Consider the following 14,273-nt stretch of genomic DNA (forward strand, 5'->3'; position numbering starts at 1 on the left):
ACTTTGGCGGAGAATAACTAATGAGTGAAAACGAGATCAAGGGCATTCTGGGCACCAAGCTCGGTATGACCCAGGTCTTCGACGAGGAAAACCGCGTTATCCCGGTGACCGTCGTTGAAGCTGGGCCGTGCGTGGTTACCCAGATTCGTACCGAAGAAACCGATGGCTACAACGCCATCCAAATCGCCTATGGTGAAATCGACCCGCGCAAGGTCAACAAGCCTGCCGCTGGTCACTTCAAGAAAGCCGGCGTTACCCCCCGCCGCCACGTCACCGAGATTCGCATGGACGATGTCTCCGGTTACGAGGTTGGCCAGGACGTGACCGTCGAAATCTTCAACGACATCACCTTCGTTGACGTGACCGGCACCTCCAAGGGCAAGGGCTTCGCTGGTGGCATGAAGCGCCACGGCTTCGCCGGACAGGGTGCTTCCCACGGTAACCAGGCCGCTCACCGCCGCGTCGGTGGCATCGGTGCCTGCGCTACCCCGGGTCGTATCTTCAAGGGCAAGCGCATGGCTGGCCGCATGGGCAATGACCGCGTCACCACCCAGAACCTCAAGATCCAAAAGATCGACGCCGATGCCAACCTGCTGCTGATCAAGGGTGCAATCCCCGGCGTTCGCGGCGGCATCGTGACCGTCAAGACCGCAGTGAAGGGCGGTGCACACGCATGACCAATCTGAAGCTGGACGTCCACACTGCCGACGGCAAGACCGACGGCCAGGTTGAGCTGCCTGCCGACATTTTCGACCGTGAAGTCAGCATCGCTTTGATGCACCAGGTCGTCAACGCACAGCTCGCCGCAAAGCGTCAGGGTACGCACTCCACCAAGACCCGCGCTGAAGTTTCTGGTGGCGGCCGCAAGCCGTTCCGCCAGAAGGGTACCGGCCGCGCCCGCCAGGGCTCGATCCGCGCACCGCACTTCACCGGTGGTGGTATCTCGCACGGCCCCAAGCCGCGCGATTACTCCCAGCGCACCCCCAAGAAGATGAAGACCGCCGCCCTCTACGGTGCGCTGTCTGACCGCGCCCGCCACGACCGCATCCACGTGGTCACTGAGCTGGTCCCGGGTCAGACCCCGTCCACCAAGTCGGCCCGCACCTTCATCGAGCGTCTGACCGAGCGCAAGAACGTGCTCCTGGTCATCGGCCGCGAAGATGTCAATGCCCGCAAGAGTGCTAATAACCTCCCGGGTGTCCACATCCTCAACGCTGATCAGCTGAACACCTACGATGTCCTGAAGTCTGATGACATCGTGTTCTCTGTCGAGGCGCTGCACACCTTCATCAACCGCGCTCAGGGTGCGGATCAGGAGGAACAGAACTAATGGCCAAGATCGTCGATCCCCGGGACATCATTCTCGCCCCGGTCGTCTCCGAGAAGTCCTATGGCCTCATGGAGCAGAACGTTTATACGTTCCTCGTGGCTACCGACTCCAACAAGACCCAGATCAAGACCGCCGTGGAGCAGATCTTCGGCGTGAAGGTTGCCTCTGTGAACACCGTTAACCGTGAGGGCAAGCGCAAGCGCTCCCGCACCGGTTATGGTCAGCGCAAGGCCACCAAGCGCGCGTATGTCACGCTCCGCGAAGGCAGCGACTCCATCGACATCTTCGGCGGCTCCGCCGCTTAAGCGTCGAAAGTAAAGGACACACTATGGCTATTCGTAAGTACAAGCCGACAACCCCGGGTCGCCGCCAGAGCTCCGTTTCCATGTTCAGCGAGATCACTCGCTCTACTCCGGAGAAGTCTCTGCTGCGCCCGCTGACCAAGACCGGTGGCCGCAACGTGCACGGTCACATCACCACCCGTCACAAGGGTGGCGGCCACAAGCGCCGTTATCGCGTCATCGACTTCCGTCGTAATGACAAGGACGGCATCCTGGCCAAGGTTGCGCACATTGAGTACGACCCCAACCGCACCGCCAATATCGCCCTTCTGCACTACCGCGATGGCGAGAAGCGCTACATCATTGCCCCCAAGGGCTTGAAGCAGGGCATGGTGCTGGAATCCGGCGCCAACGCCGACATCAAGGTGGGTAATAACCTGCCGCTGCGCAATATCCCGACCGGTACCACCATTCACGCTGTTGAATTGAAGCCCGGTGCAGGCGCTAAGCTCGCCCGCTCTGCCGGCGCGTCCATCCAGCTTCTCGGTAAGGAAGGCACCTACGCAGTTCTGCGTATGCCCTCCTCTGAGATCCGCCGCGTGGACATCCGCTGCCGTGCAACCGTGGGTGAAGTTGGCAATGCCGAGCAGATTAATATCCGCTGGGGCAAGGCCGGCCGTATGCGCTGGAAGGGCATTCGCCCGACCGTCCGTGGTGTTGTGATGAACCCTGTTGATCACCCGCACGGCGGTGGTGAGGGTAAGACCTCGGGTGGTCGCCACCCGGTGTCGCCGTGGGGCCAGAAGGAAGGCCGCACCCGCAACCCGAACCGTTATAGCAACAACATGATCGTGCGTCGCCGCCGGTCCAACAAGAAGCGCTAAGAGGAGGTAACGAAGAATGCCGCGCAGCCTTAAAAAGGGCCCGTTCGTCGATGAGCACCTCCTCAACAAGGTCGACGCTCAGAACGAAAAGGGCACCAAGCAGGTCATCAAGACCTGGTCCCGCCGCTCCACCATTCTCCCGGACTTCATCGGTCACACTTTCGCCGTCCATGACGGTCGCAAGCACGTTCCGGTGTTCGTGGATGACTCCATGGTGGGTCACAAACTAGGGGAGTTCGCTCCCACCAAGACCTTCAAGGGTCACATCAAGGACGACAAGAAGGGACGTCGATAAGCGATGAGTGACACCATCACCTCCGCCCGCGCCACGGCCCGTTTCGTCCGCGTAACCCCCATGAAGGCACGCCGCGTCATCGATCTGGTCCGCGGTAAGTCCGTTTCCGAGGCACTCGCCATCCTGAAGTACGCTCCGCAGCGTGCAGCGGCTCCGGTCGCCAAGGTTGTCAAGTCCGCCGCGGCCAACGCTGAAAACAACTTCGGCCTGGATCCGCGCAGCCTGGTCATCTCTGAAGCTTTCGCTGACGAGGGACCCACCATGCGGCGTTTCCAGCCGCGTGCTCAGGGCCGCGCCTATCAGATCCGCAAGCGCACCAGCCACATCACCGTGGTTGTTGAGAGCCAGAAGGAAGGGGCCAAGTAGTGGGCCAGAAGATTCATCCTCACGGCCTCCGGCTGGGCATCACCTCCGATTGGAAGTCCCACTGGTACGCCGATAAGCAATACGCGGAATACCTCGCCGAGGACATCAAGATCCGCGAATTCCTCTCCAAGGGTCTCGACCGCGCCGGCATCGCCGACGTCGTTATCGAACGCACCCGTGATCGCGTGCGTGTGGATATCCACACCGCCCGCCCTGGCATCGTCATTGGCCGCCGTGGATCCGAAGCCGACCGTATTCGCCGTGCGCTGGAAAAGCTCACCGGCAAGCAGGTCGCGCTGAACATCCTCGAGGTCAAGAACATCGATGCCAACGCCCAGCTGGTGGCACAGTCCATCGCTGAGCAGCTGAGCAACCGTGTCGCTTTCCGTCGCGCTATGCGCAAGGCCATTCAGTCGGCCATGCGTCAGCCTCAGGTCAAGGGCATCAAGGTTGTGTGCTCGGGTCGTCTCGGCGGTGCCGAAATGTCCCGTACCGAGCGCTACCACGAAGGTCGCGTTCCGTTGCACACCCTGCGTGCTGAGATCGACTACGGCACCTACGAAGCCCACACCACCTTCGGCCGCATTGGCGTCAAGGTGTGGATCTACAAGGGTGACGTTGTGGGCGGCCGTCGCGAAAGCGAACTGAATGCTCCGTCCGAGCGTCGCGGCCGTGGCGACCGTGGTGGCCGTCCGCGTCGCGGTGGCCAGCGCCGTAACCGCGCTGAAAAGAAGCAGGAGGGCTAATCACAATGTTGATCCCCAAGCGCGTTAAGTACCGCCGTCAGCACCGCCCGAACCGTAGTGGCGTGTCCAAGGGCGGCAACCGCATCACCTTCGGTGACTATGGCATCCAGGCTCTCGAGCCCGCCTACGTCACCAACCGCCAGATTGAATCCGCTCGTATTGCCATCAACCGCCACGTCAAGCGTGGTGGCAAGGTGTGGATCAACATCTTCCCGGACCGCCCGCTGACCCAGAAGCCGCTCGGCGTGCGTATGGGTTCCGGTAAGGGCCCCGTCGAGAAGTGGGTGGCCAACGTCAAGCCGGGCCGCATCCTCTTCGAGATGAGCTACCCGAACGAAGAAACTGCCCTCGAGGCACTTCGTCGTGCCGGGCAGAAGCTGCCCTGCAAGGTCCGCATCATCAAGAAGGAGGACCAGTTCTAATGAGCAACGGTACCCCCGCAGCTGAGCTTCGTGAGCTGAACGCTGAAGAGCTGTCCACCCGCCTCACCGAGGCCAAGGAAGAACTCTTCAACCTGCGTTTCCAGCTTGCCACCGGCCAGCTGACCAACAACCGCCGCCTGCGCACGGTCAAGCGCGACATCGCCCGCATCTACACCGTCATCCGCGAGCGTGAGCTGGGCCTGTCCGTGGTTCCGGGAGCTGAGGCTTAATCATGAGTGAGGCAAACGTGAACAAGAAGGAAAAGGGCGCCCGCAAGGTCCGCACCGGCTACGTGGTTTCTGACAAGATGCAGAAAACCATCGTCGTCGAATTGGAAAACCGCAAGCAGCACGCTCTCTACGGCAAGATCATGCGCACCAACTCCAAGGTGAAGGTGCATGATGAGAACGAGACCGCCGGTGTCGGCGACCTCGTCCGCATCGCCGAGTGCATGCCGCTGTCCAAGGACAAGCACTACCGCCTCGTCGAAATCGTGGAGAAGGCCAAGTAGTCTTCCTTCCTCGATAACGAGACAAACACACCCCCGCACTGCTCCCACAGCAGCTTGCGGGGGTGTTGCTTTGTCCGAGACCCGCCTTCCGTAGGCCCCTGAGGCATCGGCAACTGCGGGCAGCGGGGCTGGGGTCTGCCGCACGTTATCTGTTTCACTACGCGAGATGGTGTCCCCCAGGCCACAACTTTGGGTATCCTCACCTAGAACGCATACCTGTTAGCAATCTCAGTGGAATAGTACCCTCACCATGGCCCGCAGCAGCCGCTACCAAGACATTTACCCCATCTCTTTACGCGAACTCGAGCTCCTCGAGGTCACCGATATCAACCCCGGCATGCGGCGTTTGGTATTCACCGGTGATCTTCATGCCCATGAACGCGATGGCGTGATGATGCCAGAGCTCATTTCCGATGGTTTTGATGATGATGTGCGCATCATCTTCCCGCACCCCGATACCGGCGAACGCCCCTATCCGACACCCCTTGGTGATGGGAACCTGGATTGGACCGCGGAAATTAAAGATCTTTTCCGCGCCTACACTGTTCGCGCCTTCGACAAAGAAGCCGGCACTTTGACCATCGACTTCGCCCGCCATGGCTTCGGGTTGGCTGAGGATTTCTCCGCCAATGCCACCCCAGGGCAAAAGATTTGGATCGCTGGCCCGAAGAACTGTGGTGCTTTGCCGATCCATACGGAGTGGTTGCTACTCGTGGGCGATGAGACTGCACTTCCAGCTATCTCACGCTGCCTGGAGGAACTCCCCGAAGGCCACCCCGTCACCGCCGTTATCGAAGTCGCAGAGCCTGAGCACATCCAACAGCTAGCCACCCGCGCAGATGCCCGTATCCACTGGTGTGTGCGCAGCAAAGGCGAAAGCTTCGCTGAGGCGCTTCGCCACATCACCTGGCGCGAAGGCACTCCCTTCCTCTGGGCTGCTGGTGAGGCCCTCAAACTTCGCGGGGTGCGCGCCTTCGCGAAAGAAAAAGACATCCCCCGCGAACATATCGAGATCCACGGTTATTGGCGGGAAGTGGGGGAGGATGCGTCCAGCACCGGTGCCCTTATGGAGCTAGCGGAGCTAGCTGAAACCACCCCAGCTATAGCCCTCCAAGCAGCAGCGTCCCTGGGGATCTTCCCCGCCATCGCCGATGGTGCCACCAGCCCGCAGGCTCTCGCCGAGCGCTGCAACCTCAACCCAGATACCCTGCTGCGCTTCCTGCGCTATTTGGCATCCATCAACCTGGTGGAGCTCCGATTCCAAGAAGAAGACGCCAGCCACCATGTGCAGCTGAGTTTCTTAGGTGCACTGCTGGCTGACCCCGAATCCCCGGTCAACGCCCGGCTCACCGGCCTGCAAGCCCTCCTGAACCAGGCGATGTTCCGGCTGGAAGAAGCCTTACGCCGCGATAGTGCTGTACCCATTGGCTTCGGTAGTGAAACACTTGGGCAGATCCTGGACAACTCCCCACATCTTGCCTTTGGTTTAGCCGAACAAGAATCCGCGATGGCCGGGTGGACCGCGCCGGCGCTCGCCGCGAATGTCAATGTGCTCTCTACCCACGGCCCCACGGTAGCTTTCCTTGGCCCCGGTGCCGCTGTCTACGCCGATGAAGTACTCCGGGCGGTACCCGAAGCGCAGGGCATCATCGCCGCGCACAGCGCACCCGGTGTGGCACTTGAACAGATAGCCCGACTTGATGATGTCAACCATGTGCGACGTGACCGCGCTCAAGCCCAGGAGTGGGAAGCAGGCCACCCATTTCCAGCGGAAGCTGCGGTGATTGTTGATCCCTTCTCCCTAGCTGCCCCCTCCCAGGTGCCACAGATCCTCGCTGGCCTAGGCGTCCAGAAAATCACCTGCATCAGTGCCCTTGTGCCGGAAGCTGGTGGGGATGAACATGATTATGAACAGGACCTACAGTGCCTCTGTCTTCGCGGCACCAAAGTACCCACCCAGCGGGATCTTGCACGAGCCATTGCGGAGGCTGGCTTCGTGGTGGAATCCGCGACCTGGGTGGGGTGGGGTAAACACTGCATTACCGCAGTGCGCGCTGATTAACACTGAGCAACGTATGGTCGCGCGGGGCGAGTTCGAACCGGCCTTTGGAGGCACTAATACTAGACCCAAAAATAGCTTTTAAAAGTTTATCTCGCCCACCTATTTCCCTCACTATCTCAGGTAAATAAAATTCCTGGTGCGGCATGCCTTCGCACCTGCACAGCCGTCAGTGGACCTAGCTGGCTTAGCCACTCGATCTCGGATGGTTGCCCAAGCCAGCACTGTTGAGGACCCCCGTTTTAAGGGGTGCTCCGTGGCAGCAGCGGTACGACCAAAGCTGTTCAGTGTACGGTTCGCTAGGTTCGGTTGACCGATAGGAGGTGGGGGAGGGGTGTAGGCAAAATTGGGGTAAGGATTGTTGGGTGCAAATATAGGCATTATGCCTGCTTATACCCCCATAAGCTGCACCCCTCTGGGGTGTCCTGGGTCACTGTTCCGCATGTTGAAAATAGGGTGCCCTTACCTTAGTTGGGGTAAATCCGCAGCTCAGAGGGGATTTTTTGGGGTAAATAAGATAAGATCAAACCCATGACTCGCCGTATCCCATTGAACTGGCCGATTCTCCGGCAGCTACGCTCTGGGGACGTCTTCGGCCGTGCCGAAAATACCCAATCTAAGAAGTCCAAGGAAATGACCGCCCGCATCGCTGATGCGGACCGAGTAGCCCGCTCGGTGTGCCCATTTTGTGCGGTCGGTTGTGGTCAACGCGTCTATGTGAAAGATGAGAAGGTCATCCAAATTGAGGGTGATCCGGATTCGCCGATCTCGCGTGGTCGGCTCTGCCCCAAGGGTTCCGCTAGTGAACAGCTAGTGAACTCCGCCACTCGTCGTTCCGATATTCTTTATCGCGCGCCGGGGGCAACAGAGTGGACCGTTATTGACCATGACACTGCGATTGACATGATTGCGGAGCGCTTTATTGAGGCGCGCCGTAACCATTGGCAGGATGTGGATGACCAAGGTCGTCGACTGAATCGCACCATGGGAATTGCTGGCCTGGGTGGTGCCACCTTAGATAACGAAGAGAACTACCTGATTAAGAAGCTGTTTACCGCCGCCGGCGCCATTCAGCTCGAAAATCAGGCCCGCATATGACACTCCGCCACAGTTCCCAGTTTGGGAACTTCCTTTGGTCGTGGTGGCGCAACCCAGCCGCTACAAGATATGGCCAATTCTGACTGCATTGTCATTCAGGGTTCTAATATGGCCGAATGTCACCCCGTTGGTTTCCAGTGGGTGACTGAAGCTAAAAAACGCGGCGCGAAGGTTATTCACGTTGACCCGCGTTTCACTCGTACCTCGGCGGTGGCTGATCACCATATTGCGATCCGCCCCGGCTCGGATATTGTGCTGCTCGGTGCGCTGATTAACTATGTGATCAGCAATGACCTGTGGTTTAAGGACTATGTGCTGTCCTACACCAACGCCGCGAATATCATCAGCGAGGAATTCCAGGACACCGAAGATCTCGATGGCCTCTTCTCTGGTCTAGACCCCGAAACTGGGGCCTATGACAATGCCTCCTGGCAATACGAGCGCGTGGATGGCTCCACCGCCACCGAGAACGCCGAAGATTCTGGTGCCACGGATGAAGCTGATGGGCACCATGCCGAGACTGCCGGTGAAGGTGGACCCAGCCTGGGTGGTTGGCACTACCGCACTGACGAAACCCTGCAGCACCCGCGTTGTGTGTTCCAGATCCTCAAGCGCCACTATTCGCGCTACACCCCGGAGATGGTGGAAAAGGCCTGCGGTATTTCCCCGGAGGACTTTGAGTACCTAGCTCGCACCATCACCGAGAACTCCAACCCGGAACGCACCACCTGCTTTGCCTATGCCGTGGGCTGGACGCAGCACTCCTTGGGTGCGCAATTCATCCGCACCTCTGCGATCCTGCAGCTTTTGCTTGGCAATATTGGTCGCCCTGGTGGCGGCATTATGGCGCTGCGTGGTCACGCCTCCATTCAAGGTTCCACGGATATCCCCACCCTCTTTAACCTGCTGCCCGCCTACCTGCCGATGCCGAGTGTGGATAAAACCACCTTCCGGGAATACATCGACGGCGTGCGTTCGAAGGATCAAAAGGGATTCTGGGGTAACGCCGAGGCCTACATGGTCTCCATGATGAAGGCCTGGTGGGGTGATAAAGCCACCGCCGAAAACGACTGGCTATATGACTACCTGCCGCGCATTAATGGTGCACACGGTACCTACCAAACCGTGATGTCCATGATCCGCGATGAGGTTGATGGCTACTTCGTCTTCGGCCAGAACCCCGCTGTGGGGTCCGCGCATGGCCGCATGCAACGCGAAGGCCTGGCCCACCTGAAGTGGTTGGTGGTGCGCGACCTGCAGCTAATTGAAACCGCCACCTTCTGGCAGGACTCCCCGGAGATCCTCAACGGTGAGCTCACCCCGGAAGAAATCCAAACCGAAGTCTTCTTCATGCCGGCTGCCTGCCACGTGGAAAAGGAAGGCTCCTTCACCCAAACCCAGCGCATGCTGCAATGGCGTGAAAAGGCCGTCAACCCACCGGGAGACGCCCATAGTGAGCTGGAGTTCTTCTACAAGCTGGGCCAATCCATCCGTGAGAAGCTCGCTGACTCCACTGATCCGCGCGACCGCCCGCTGTTGGACATCACCTGGGATTACCCCACCGATGAGCATGGCGACCCGGATCCGGAAGCAGTGCTCAAGGAAATCAACGGATACTACGTTGGTGGCGAACATGATGGTGAGCCGCTGAGCAACTTCGGCCAAATGAAAGATGATGGCTCCACCGCTGGTGGCTGCTGGATCTATACCGGTGTGTATGCCGATGGCATTAACCACGCCAATAAGCGCAAGCCTGGCCAAGAACAAGATGAATTGGCCATGGAGTGGGGTTGGGTGTGGCCGGCGAACCGCCGCCTGCTCTACAACCGTGCCTCTGCGGACCCGCATGGCAAGCCCTGGAGCGAGCGCAAGCGCTATGTGTGGTGGGACGAAGAAGAAAAGAAGTGGGTCGGTAAGGACGTGCCGGACTTCCCGGCTGACCGCGACCCCGAATACCGCCCCACCTTGGACCAAAGCGGTGCCGCAGCGGTCTCCGGTATTGACCCCTTCATCATGCAAGCCGATGGCAAGGGATGGCTCTTCGCACCGAAGGGCATGGTCGATGGACCACTGCCTACGCACTATGAGCCCCAAGAATCCCCGGTGAATAACCCGCTGTATAACCAGCAGGCTTCACCTTCGCGGCAGATCTTCCGCCGCGAAGATAATCTTTCGGCAGCTAGTGCTGGCACCACCGGTAGTGAGGTATACCCCTATATCTTCACCACCTACCGTCTCACCGAGCACCACACCTCTGGTGGCATGAGCCGTTGGGTGCCTTACCTGGCAGAGCTGCAACCGGAACTCTTCTGCGAAGTCTCCCCAGCCTTGGCTGAAGAACGCGGCCTTATTGATGGTGGTTGGGCAACGATTATCTCCCCGCGTGCGGTGATTGAAGCCCGCGTGATGGTCACTGAGCGCATGAGTGCCTTGACCATTGATGGGAAGAATTTCGAAACCATTGGTTTGCCCTACCACTGGGCGCAGGGCGATGACGCACTGATTACCGGCGACTCCGTCAATGACCTGATCGGCTTGACCTTGGATCCGAATGTGAGCATCCAGGAATCCAAGATCGGTGCCTGCGATATTCAGCCAGGCCGACGCCCCCAAGGCGAGGCCAGCTTGAAGCTAGTCGAGGAATACCAAGAGCGCGCCGGGTTGAATGTGGAAACCGGTAACCAGCGCATTGGTGAGCCGATCGGCGCGGAAGGTGATCGCGCACCGAAGACGCACCCCGATATTGATCTAGAGGACATGTTGGCCACTATGGCAAGCAACCGACAAAACAGCCGCGAAGCAGTGCACCGCGATACTCGCAACCGCGATGCCCGCAACCGCGATGCCCGCAACCGCGATGCGGCTCACCGAGATGACCGTGAAGGAGGAGAAACCAAGTGAGGAATATTTTCCTAGAGCGCTCAGCTAGCCACGAAGACTATGGCGATCAGCTGAGCTCCCGCAAAGGCTTCTTCACCGACACATCTATCTGCATTGGCTGCAAAGCCTGTGAGGTTGCCTGCAAGGAATGGAACCGCAACCCGGTTGATGCTGACTATGAACTACTCGGCAGCAGCTACGACAACACCGGCTCTTTAGGTGCTTCCACCTGGCGCCATGTGGCCTTTGTGGAACAGGACGCCGAACGCATTGCCGCGGCCCGGGAATCCGGCCGTAAATTGGTGAGCCTAGGAACCCCCACCGTGGGGCGCCCCAACCAACCAGAAGCGGTCCACGCCCCAGATAGCACCGACATCACCCCACCTAATACCGCGGATTTCCGCTGGTTGATGGCCTCTGATGTGTGCAAGCACTGCACGCATGCAGGGTGTTTGGATGTGTGCCCCACCGGTGCACTATTCCGCACCGAACATGGCACCGTGGTGGTCCAAGATGATGTGTGTAATGGTTGTGGCACTTGTGTCGCCGGCTGCCCCTTCGGTGTGATTGAACGCCGCGATGATGGTGGCGTACAAAAACGCAATGAGCGCGCCAATGCGGTGGGGGCTGACCCGATTGACACCGATGGGGATGACTTCACCCCTGGTCGGGCACCTAAAGCCCCGAATATTGGCGTCGCCCAAAAGTGCACCCTGTGCTATGACCGCCTGAAGGTCGGGGAAATGCCGGCCTGCGCCAAGGCCTGCCCGACGACCTCCATTACCTATGGTGAGCGCGATGAGCTGCTGGCCAAGGCACGCGCACGCGTTGCTGAACTACATGCCCAAGGCTTCACCGAAGCGCGCCTTTATGGCGCCAATGATGAAGATGGGGTGGGCGGTACCGGCTCGATCTTCTTGCTACTGGATGAACCAGAGGTCTATGGCCTACCGCCAGACCCGCGGGTCCCGACCGCTGATCTGCCGCGCATGGCGGTCCGCTCGGCTATTGCCGCTGCCGGCATGCTCGGCGCCGCCGCTGTTTCCTTCATGATTGGAGGACGTTCCTAGAATGACCAGTCCCTTTGATAGCTACCGTCCACCAGAACCGCCCCGGCGCAAACGCCGCCGCGACCGCCTGGTTGATGGGGTAAAAGATGTTGCCCGCCGTGGTGGTGGGATGCGACGTCGCGGCGCTGATTCTGGTGCCCGCGAAATGCCGATGGTTCCGGATGCGGAGTTCAGCTCCTACTACGGACGCCAGGTAGTCAAAGCACCACCATGGGAGTGGCCCATCGGGGTGTACCTGGTGCTCGGCGGCATCGCCGGTGGTTCCGCGATCATCGCTTCCGGCGCGCAGCTAAGCGACAATAAGATCCTGGCACGTAACTCCCGCCTAGCAGCCATTGGTGCTGCCGGTTTGGGTTCACTAGCGCTGGTGAAGGACCTGGGCCGCCCGGCACGCTTCCTTAATATGATGCGTGTCTTCAAGCTCAGCTCGCCGATGTCGGTGGGTTCCTGGATCTTGGCTTCCTTCGGCACCGTTGGTGGCGCTTCCGCAGCTGCTGAGGTGTACCGCATCTTAGAAGACAATATGGGCCTTGATCTGCCCTTCCCGGATCCGATTGAGCGTCTGATCCACTGGGCGAAGCGCCCGGCCACGCTCTTTAGTGGTCTTTTTGGCGCCCCGCTGGCGGTGTATACCGCGGTACTTTTAGGTGATACCGCCAACCCCACCTGGAACGGGGCGAAGGATCATCTGCCGTTTGTCTTCGTTAGCTCCGCTTCCTTAGCCTCCGGTGGTTTAGCCATGATCACCACCGACCTAGAGCATGTAAAGCCCGCCCGTGTGATGGCCGTTGCCGGTGTGGTGGGTGATGTGGTGGCCATGAAGCTCATGGAGAACTCCATGGATCCCACCGCTGCTGAACCACTGCACCAAGGTGGACCCGGTAAATTACTGAAGGCTTCTGAAGCCCTCGTGATTGCTGGTGGCATTGGGGCAGTGCTGGGGCGTAAGTCCCGGGTGCTATCTGCACTTTCCGGTGCTGCTTTAATTGCCGGCTCGGCGTGCACGCGTTTCGGTATTTTAAATGCTGGTATCGAAGCTGCGAAGGATCCGCGCTACACCGTGGAACCGCAAAAACGTCGCCTCGCTGCCCGCGAAGGCCGCGATAATGTGACCACTGCTGGCTAAAAGCCTCCGCTGGCTAAAAGCCTCCGCTGGCTAAAGGCTTAGCGCTGCTGGAGAAACACTAAGAGCTTCCGTTTCAAGCAAACGGAAGCTCTTTTCTCTTGCCGCACCTCCGGGGACTTCCCCGTCGCAGGTGGCAGCAAGAAGCGGTGCTAGCTAATCTCCAGGAATGTATCCGCACCTTCTTCAAGCGCGGTGGTTTCCCCAATCACCGGGTAACCAGGAATCTCCCCGATCACTAAGAGCCCACCACTGGTTTGGGCATCCGCCAGCAACACCAGCTCCTCTTCGCTTAAGCCCGGGGCCTGAAGATACTCACGCACCCACTCAAGGTTCCGCCTAGAACCACCAGGAATAAACCCGTCTGCTAAAGATTCCCTGGCACCTTCCACCACCGGAATGGCGGAGGAATCAAGGCGCGCCCCAACCCCACTAGCGCGGCACATCTTATAAAGGTGCCCCAATAACCCGAAGCCGGTCACATCAGTAGCAGCTCGCACGCCCGCGGCCACCGCAACTTTCGCAGCATCAGCATTAAGCGTGGTCATCACCTCAATGGCCTGCTCGAAACGCTCCCCGGTTTTCTTATGCCGATTATTTAAAATCCCCACCCCAATGGGTTTGGTCAAAGTAATGGGCAGCCCAGCTTCGGCAACATCATTACGCATTAACTTATCCGGATCCGCAATCCCGGTTGCCGCCATGCCATAAATAGGTTCCGGGGAACTAATGGAATGCCCACCCGTTACCGGGGCGCCCGCAGCATTGGCAATATCCATGCCGCCGCGCAGCACCTCGGTGAGAACCTCCAAGGGAATGAGTTCCCGCGGCCAGCCCACTAAATTAATCACCGTCAGCGGGGTACCACCCATGGCATACACATCTGAAAGCGCATTCGTGGCCGCAATCCGCCCCCAGTCATAGGGGTCATTAACCACCGGGGTGAAGAAATCCGCGGTACTAATAATCGCTTGGTTGCCACTAATCCGAATGGCTGCCGCATCATCACCGGCATCCAGGCCAACTAATACCCGTTCATCGCTTATACCGTGAAGGCCTGCGACGGCATCTTCTAATTCTCCTGGTGGGATCTTGCAGGCACACCCACCACCAGCGGCGTAGCTGGTCAGTGGTTGGGTGAGTAGTGGGTGCCCAAAGTCCGGGTTCTTGGTGTGTGCACGCTGGTCAGAATCGGTTGAGGCAGTCAT

General features: G+C 59.3%; 14 protein-coding genes and 1 pseudogene. 14 read left to right on the forward strand and 1 reads right to left on the reverse strand.

Annotation, left to right across the window (positions count from 1 at the left end):
• Positions 1-20: 20 nt before the first annotated feature.
• The 14 genes and pseudogenes from rplC (at position 21) to nrfD (ending at position 13,068) form a co-directional block, all read left to right on the forward strand.
• Positions 21-677, forward strand: a complete 657-nt coding sequence (rplC, locus tag BMZ01_RS00415; RefSeq protein WP_092283297.1) for a 50S ribosomal protein L3 — start codon at positions 21-23, stop codon at positions 675-677.
• On the forward strand, positions 674-1,330 hold the full coding sequence (rplD, locus tag BMZ01_RS00420) for a 50S ribosomal protein L4 (protein WP_092283299.1): 657 nt from the start codon (positions 674-676) through the stop codon (positions 1,328-1,330). Before rplC ends, rplD begins: the two co-directional genes overlap by 4 nt.
• Positions 1,330-1,635, forward strand: coding sequence for a 50S ribosomal protein L23 (gene rplW, locus BMZ01_RS00425; protein ID WP_092283301.1), 306 nt, complete (start codon positions 1,330-1,332; stop codon positions 1,633-1,635). The genes rplD and rplW overlap by 1 nt, the downstream gene beginning before the upstream one ends.
• A gap of 23 nt (positions 1,636-1,658) precedes the next feature.
• Complete coding sequence (gene rplB / locus BMZ01_RS00430; protein WP_092283303.1) at positions 1,659-2,495, forward strand: 50S ribosomal protein L2; 837 nt, start codon at positions 1,659-1,661, stop codon at positions 2,493-2,495.
• A 16-nt stretch (positions 2,496-2,511) separates the two neighbouring features.
• On the forward strand, positions 2,512-2,790 hold the full coding sequence (gene rpsS / locus BMZ01_RS00435; RefSeq protein ID WP_004566728.1) for a 30S ribosomal protein S19: 279 nt from the start codon (positions 2,512-2,514) through the stop codon (positions 2,788-2,790).
• Positions 2,791-2,793: 3 nt separating this feature from the next.
• A complete protein-coding gene (gene rplV, locus BMZ01_RS00440) occupies positions 2,794-3,156 on the forward strand; it encodes a 50S ribosomal protein L22 (protein WP_092283305.1) in 363 nt (120 codons plus the stop codon).
• Positions 3,156-3,902 (forward strand): 30S ribosomal protein S3, encoded by a 747-nt coding sequence (rpsC, locus tag BMZ01_RS00445; protein ID WP_092283307.1) that lies wholly within the window; start codon positions 3,156-3,158, stop codon positions 3,900-3,902. The genes rplV and rpsC overlap by 1 nt, the downstream gene beginning before the upstream one ends.
• A 5-nt stretch (positions 3,903-3,907) precedes the next feature.
• Positions 3,908-4,324, forward strand: a complete 417-nt coding sequence (gene rplP / locus BMZ01_RS00450) for a 50S ribosomal protein L16 (protein WP_092283309.1) — start codon at positions 3,908-3,910, stop codon at positions 4,322-4,324.
• Entirely contained in the window at positions 4,324-4,554 is a 231-nt protein-coding gene (gene rpmC / locus BMZ01_RS00455) for a 50S ribosomal protein L29 (protein ID WP_092283311.1), read from the forward strand. The genes rplP and rpmC overlap by 1 nt, the downstream gene beginning before the upstream one ends.
• A 2-nt stretch (positions 4,555-4,556) precedes the next feature.
• Positions 4,557-4,835 carry a 30S ribosomal protein S17 gene (gene rpsQ, locus BMZ01_RS00460; RefSeq protein WP_092283313.1) on the forward strand — a complete coding sequence of 93 codons (279 nt, stop codon included), beginning with the start codon at positions 4,557-4,559 and terminating at the stop codon, positions 4,833-4,835.
• Positions 4,836-5,085: 250 nt separating this feature from the next.
• Entirely contained in the window at positions 5,086-6,897 is a 1,812-nt protein-coding gene (locus BMZ01_RS00465; protein WP_092283315.1) for a siderophore-interacting protein, read from the forward strand.
• Positions 6,898-7,425: 528 nt separating this feature from the next.
• Positions 7,426-10,683 (forward strand): annotated as a pseudogene (fdh, locus tag BMZ01_RS00475) (formate dehydrogenase); the annotation flags it as partial.
• A 206-nt stretch (positions 10,684-10,889) separates the two neighbouring features.
• Positions 10,890-11,942 (forward strand): 4Fe-4S dicluster domain-containing protein, encoded by a 1,053-nt coding sequence (locus BMZ01_RS00480; RefSeq protein WP_395890595.1) that lies wholly within the window; start codon positions 10,890-10,892, stop codon positions 11,940-11,942.
• Position 11,943: 1 nt separating this feature from the next.
• Complete coding sequence (nrfD, locus tag BMZ01_RS00485) at positions 11,944-13,068, forward strand: NrfD/PsrC family molybdoenzyme membrane anchor subunit (protein WP_092283321.1); 1,125 nt, start codon at positions 11,944-11,946, stop codon at positions 13,066-13,068.
• A 149-nt stretch (positions 13,069-13,217) separates the two neighbouring features.
• Here the strand turns inward: nrfD and selD are convergent, their stop codons facing one another.
• Positions 13,218-14,273, reverse strand: a complete 1,056-nt coding sequence (gene selD / locus BMZ01_RS00490; RefSeq protein ID WP_092283323.1) for a selenide, water dikinase SelD — start codon at positions 14,271-14,273, stop codon at positions 13,218-13,220.

This window comes from Corynebacterium spheniscorum, assembly GCF_900113445.1.
Lineage (GTDB): Bacteria > Actinomycetota > Actinomycetes > Mycobacteriales > Mycobacteriaceae > Corynebacterium > Corynebacterium spheniscorum.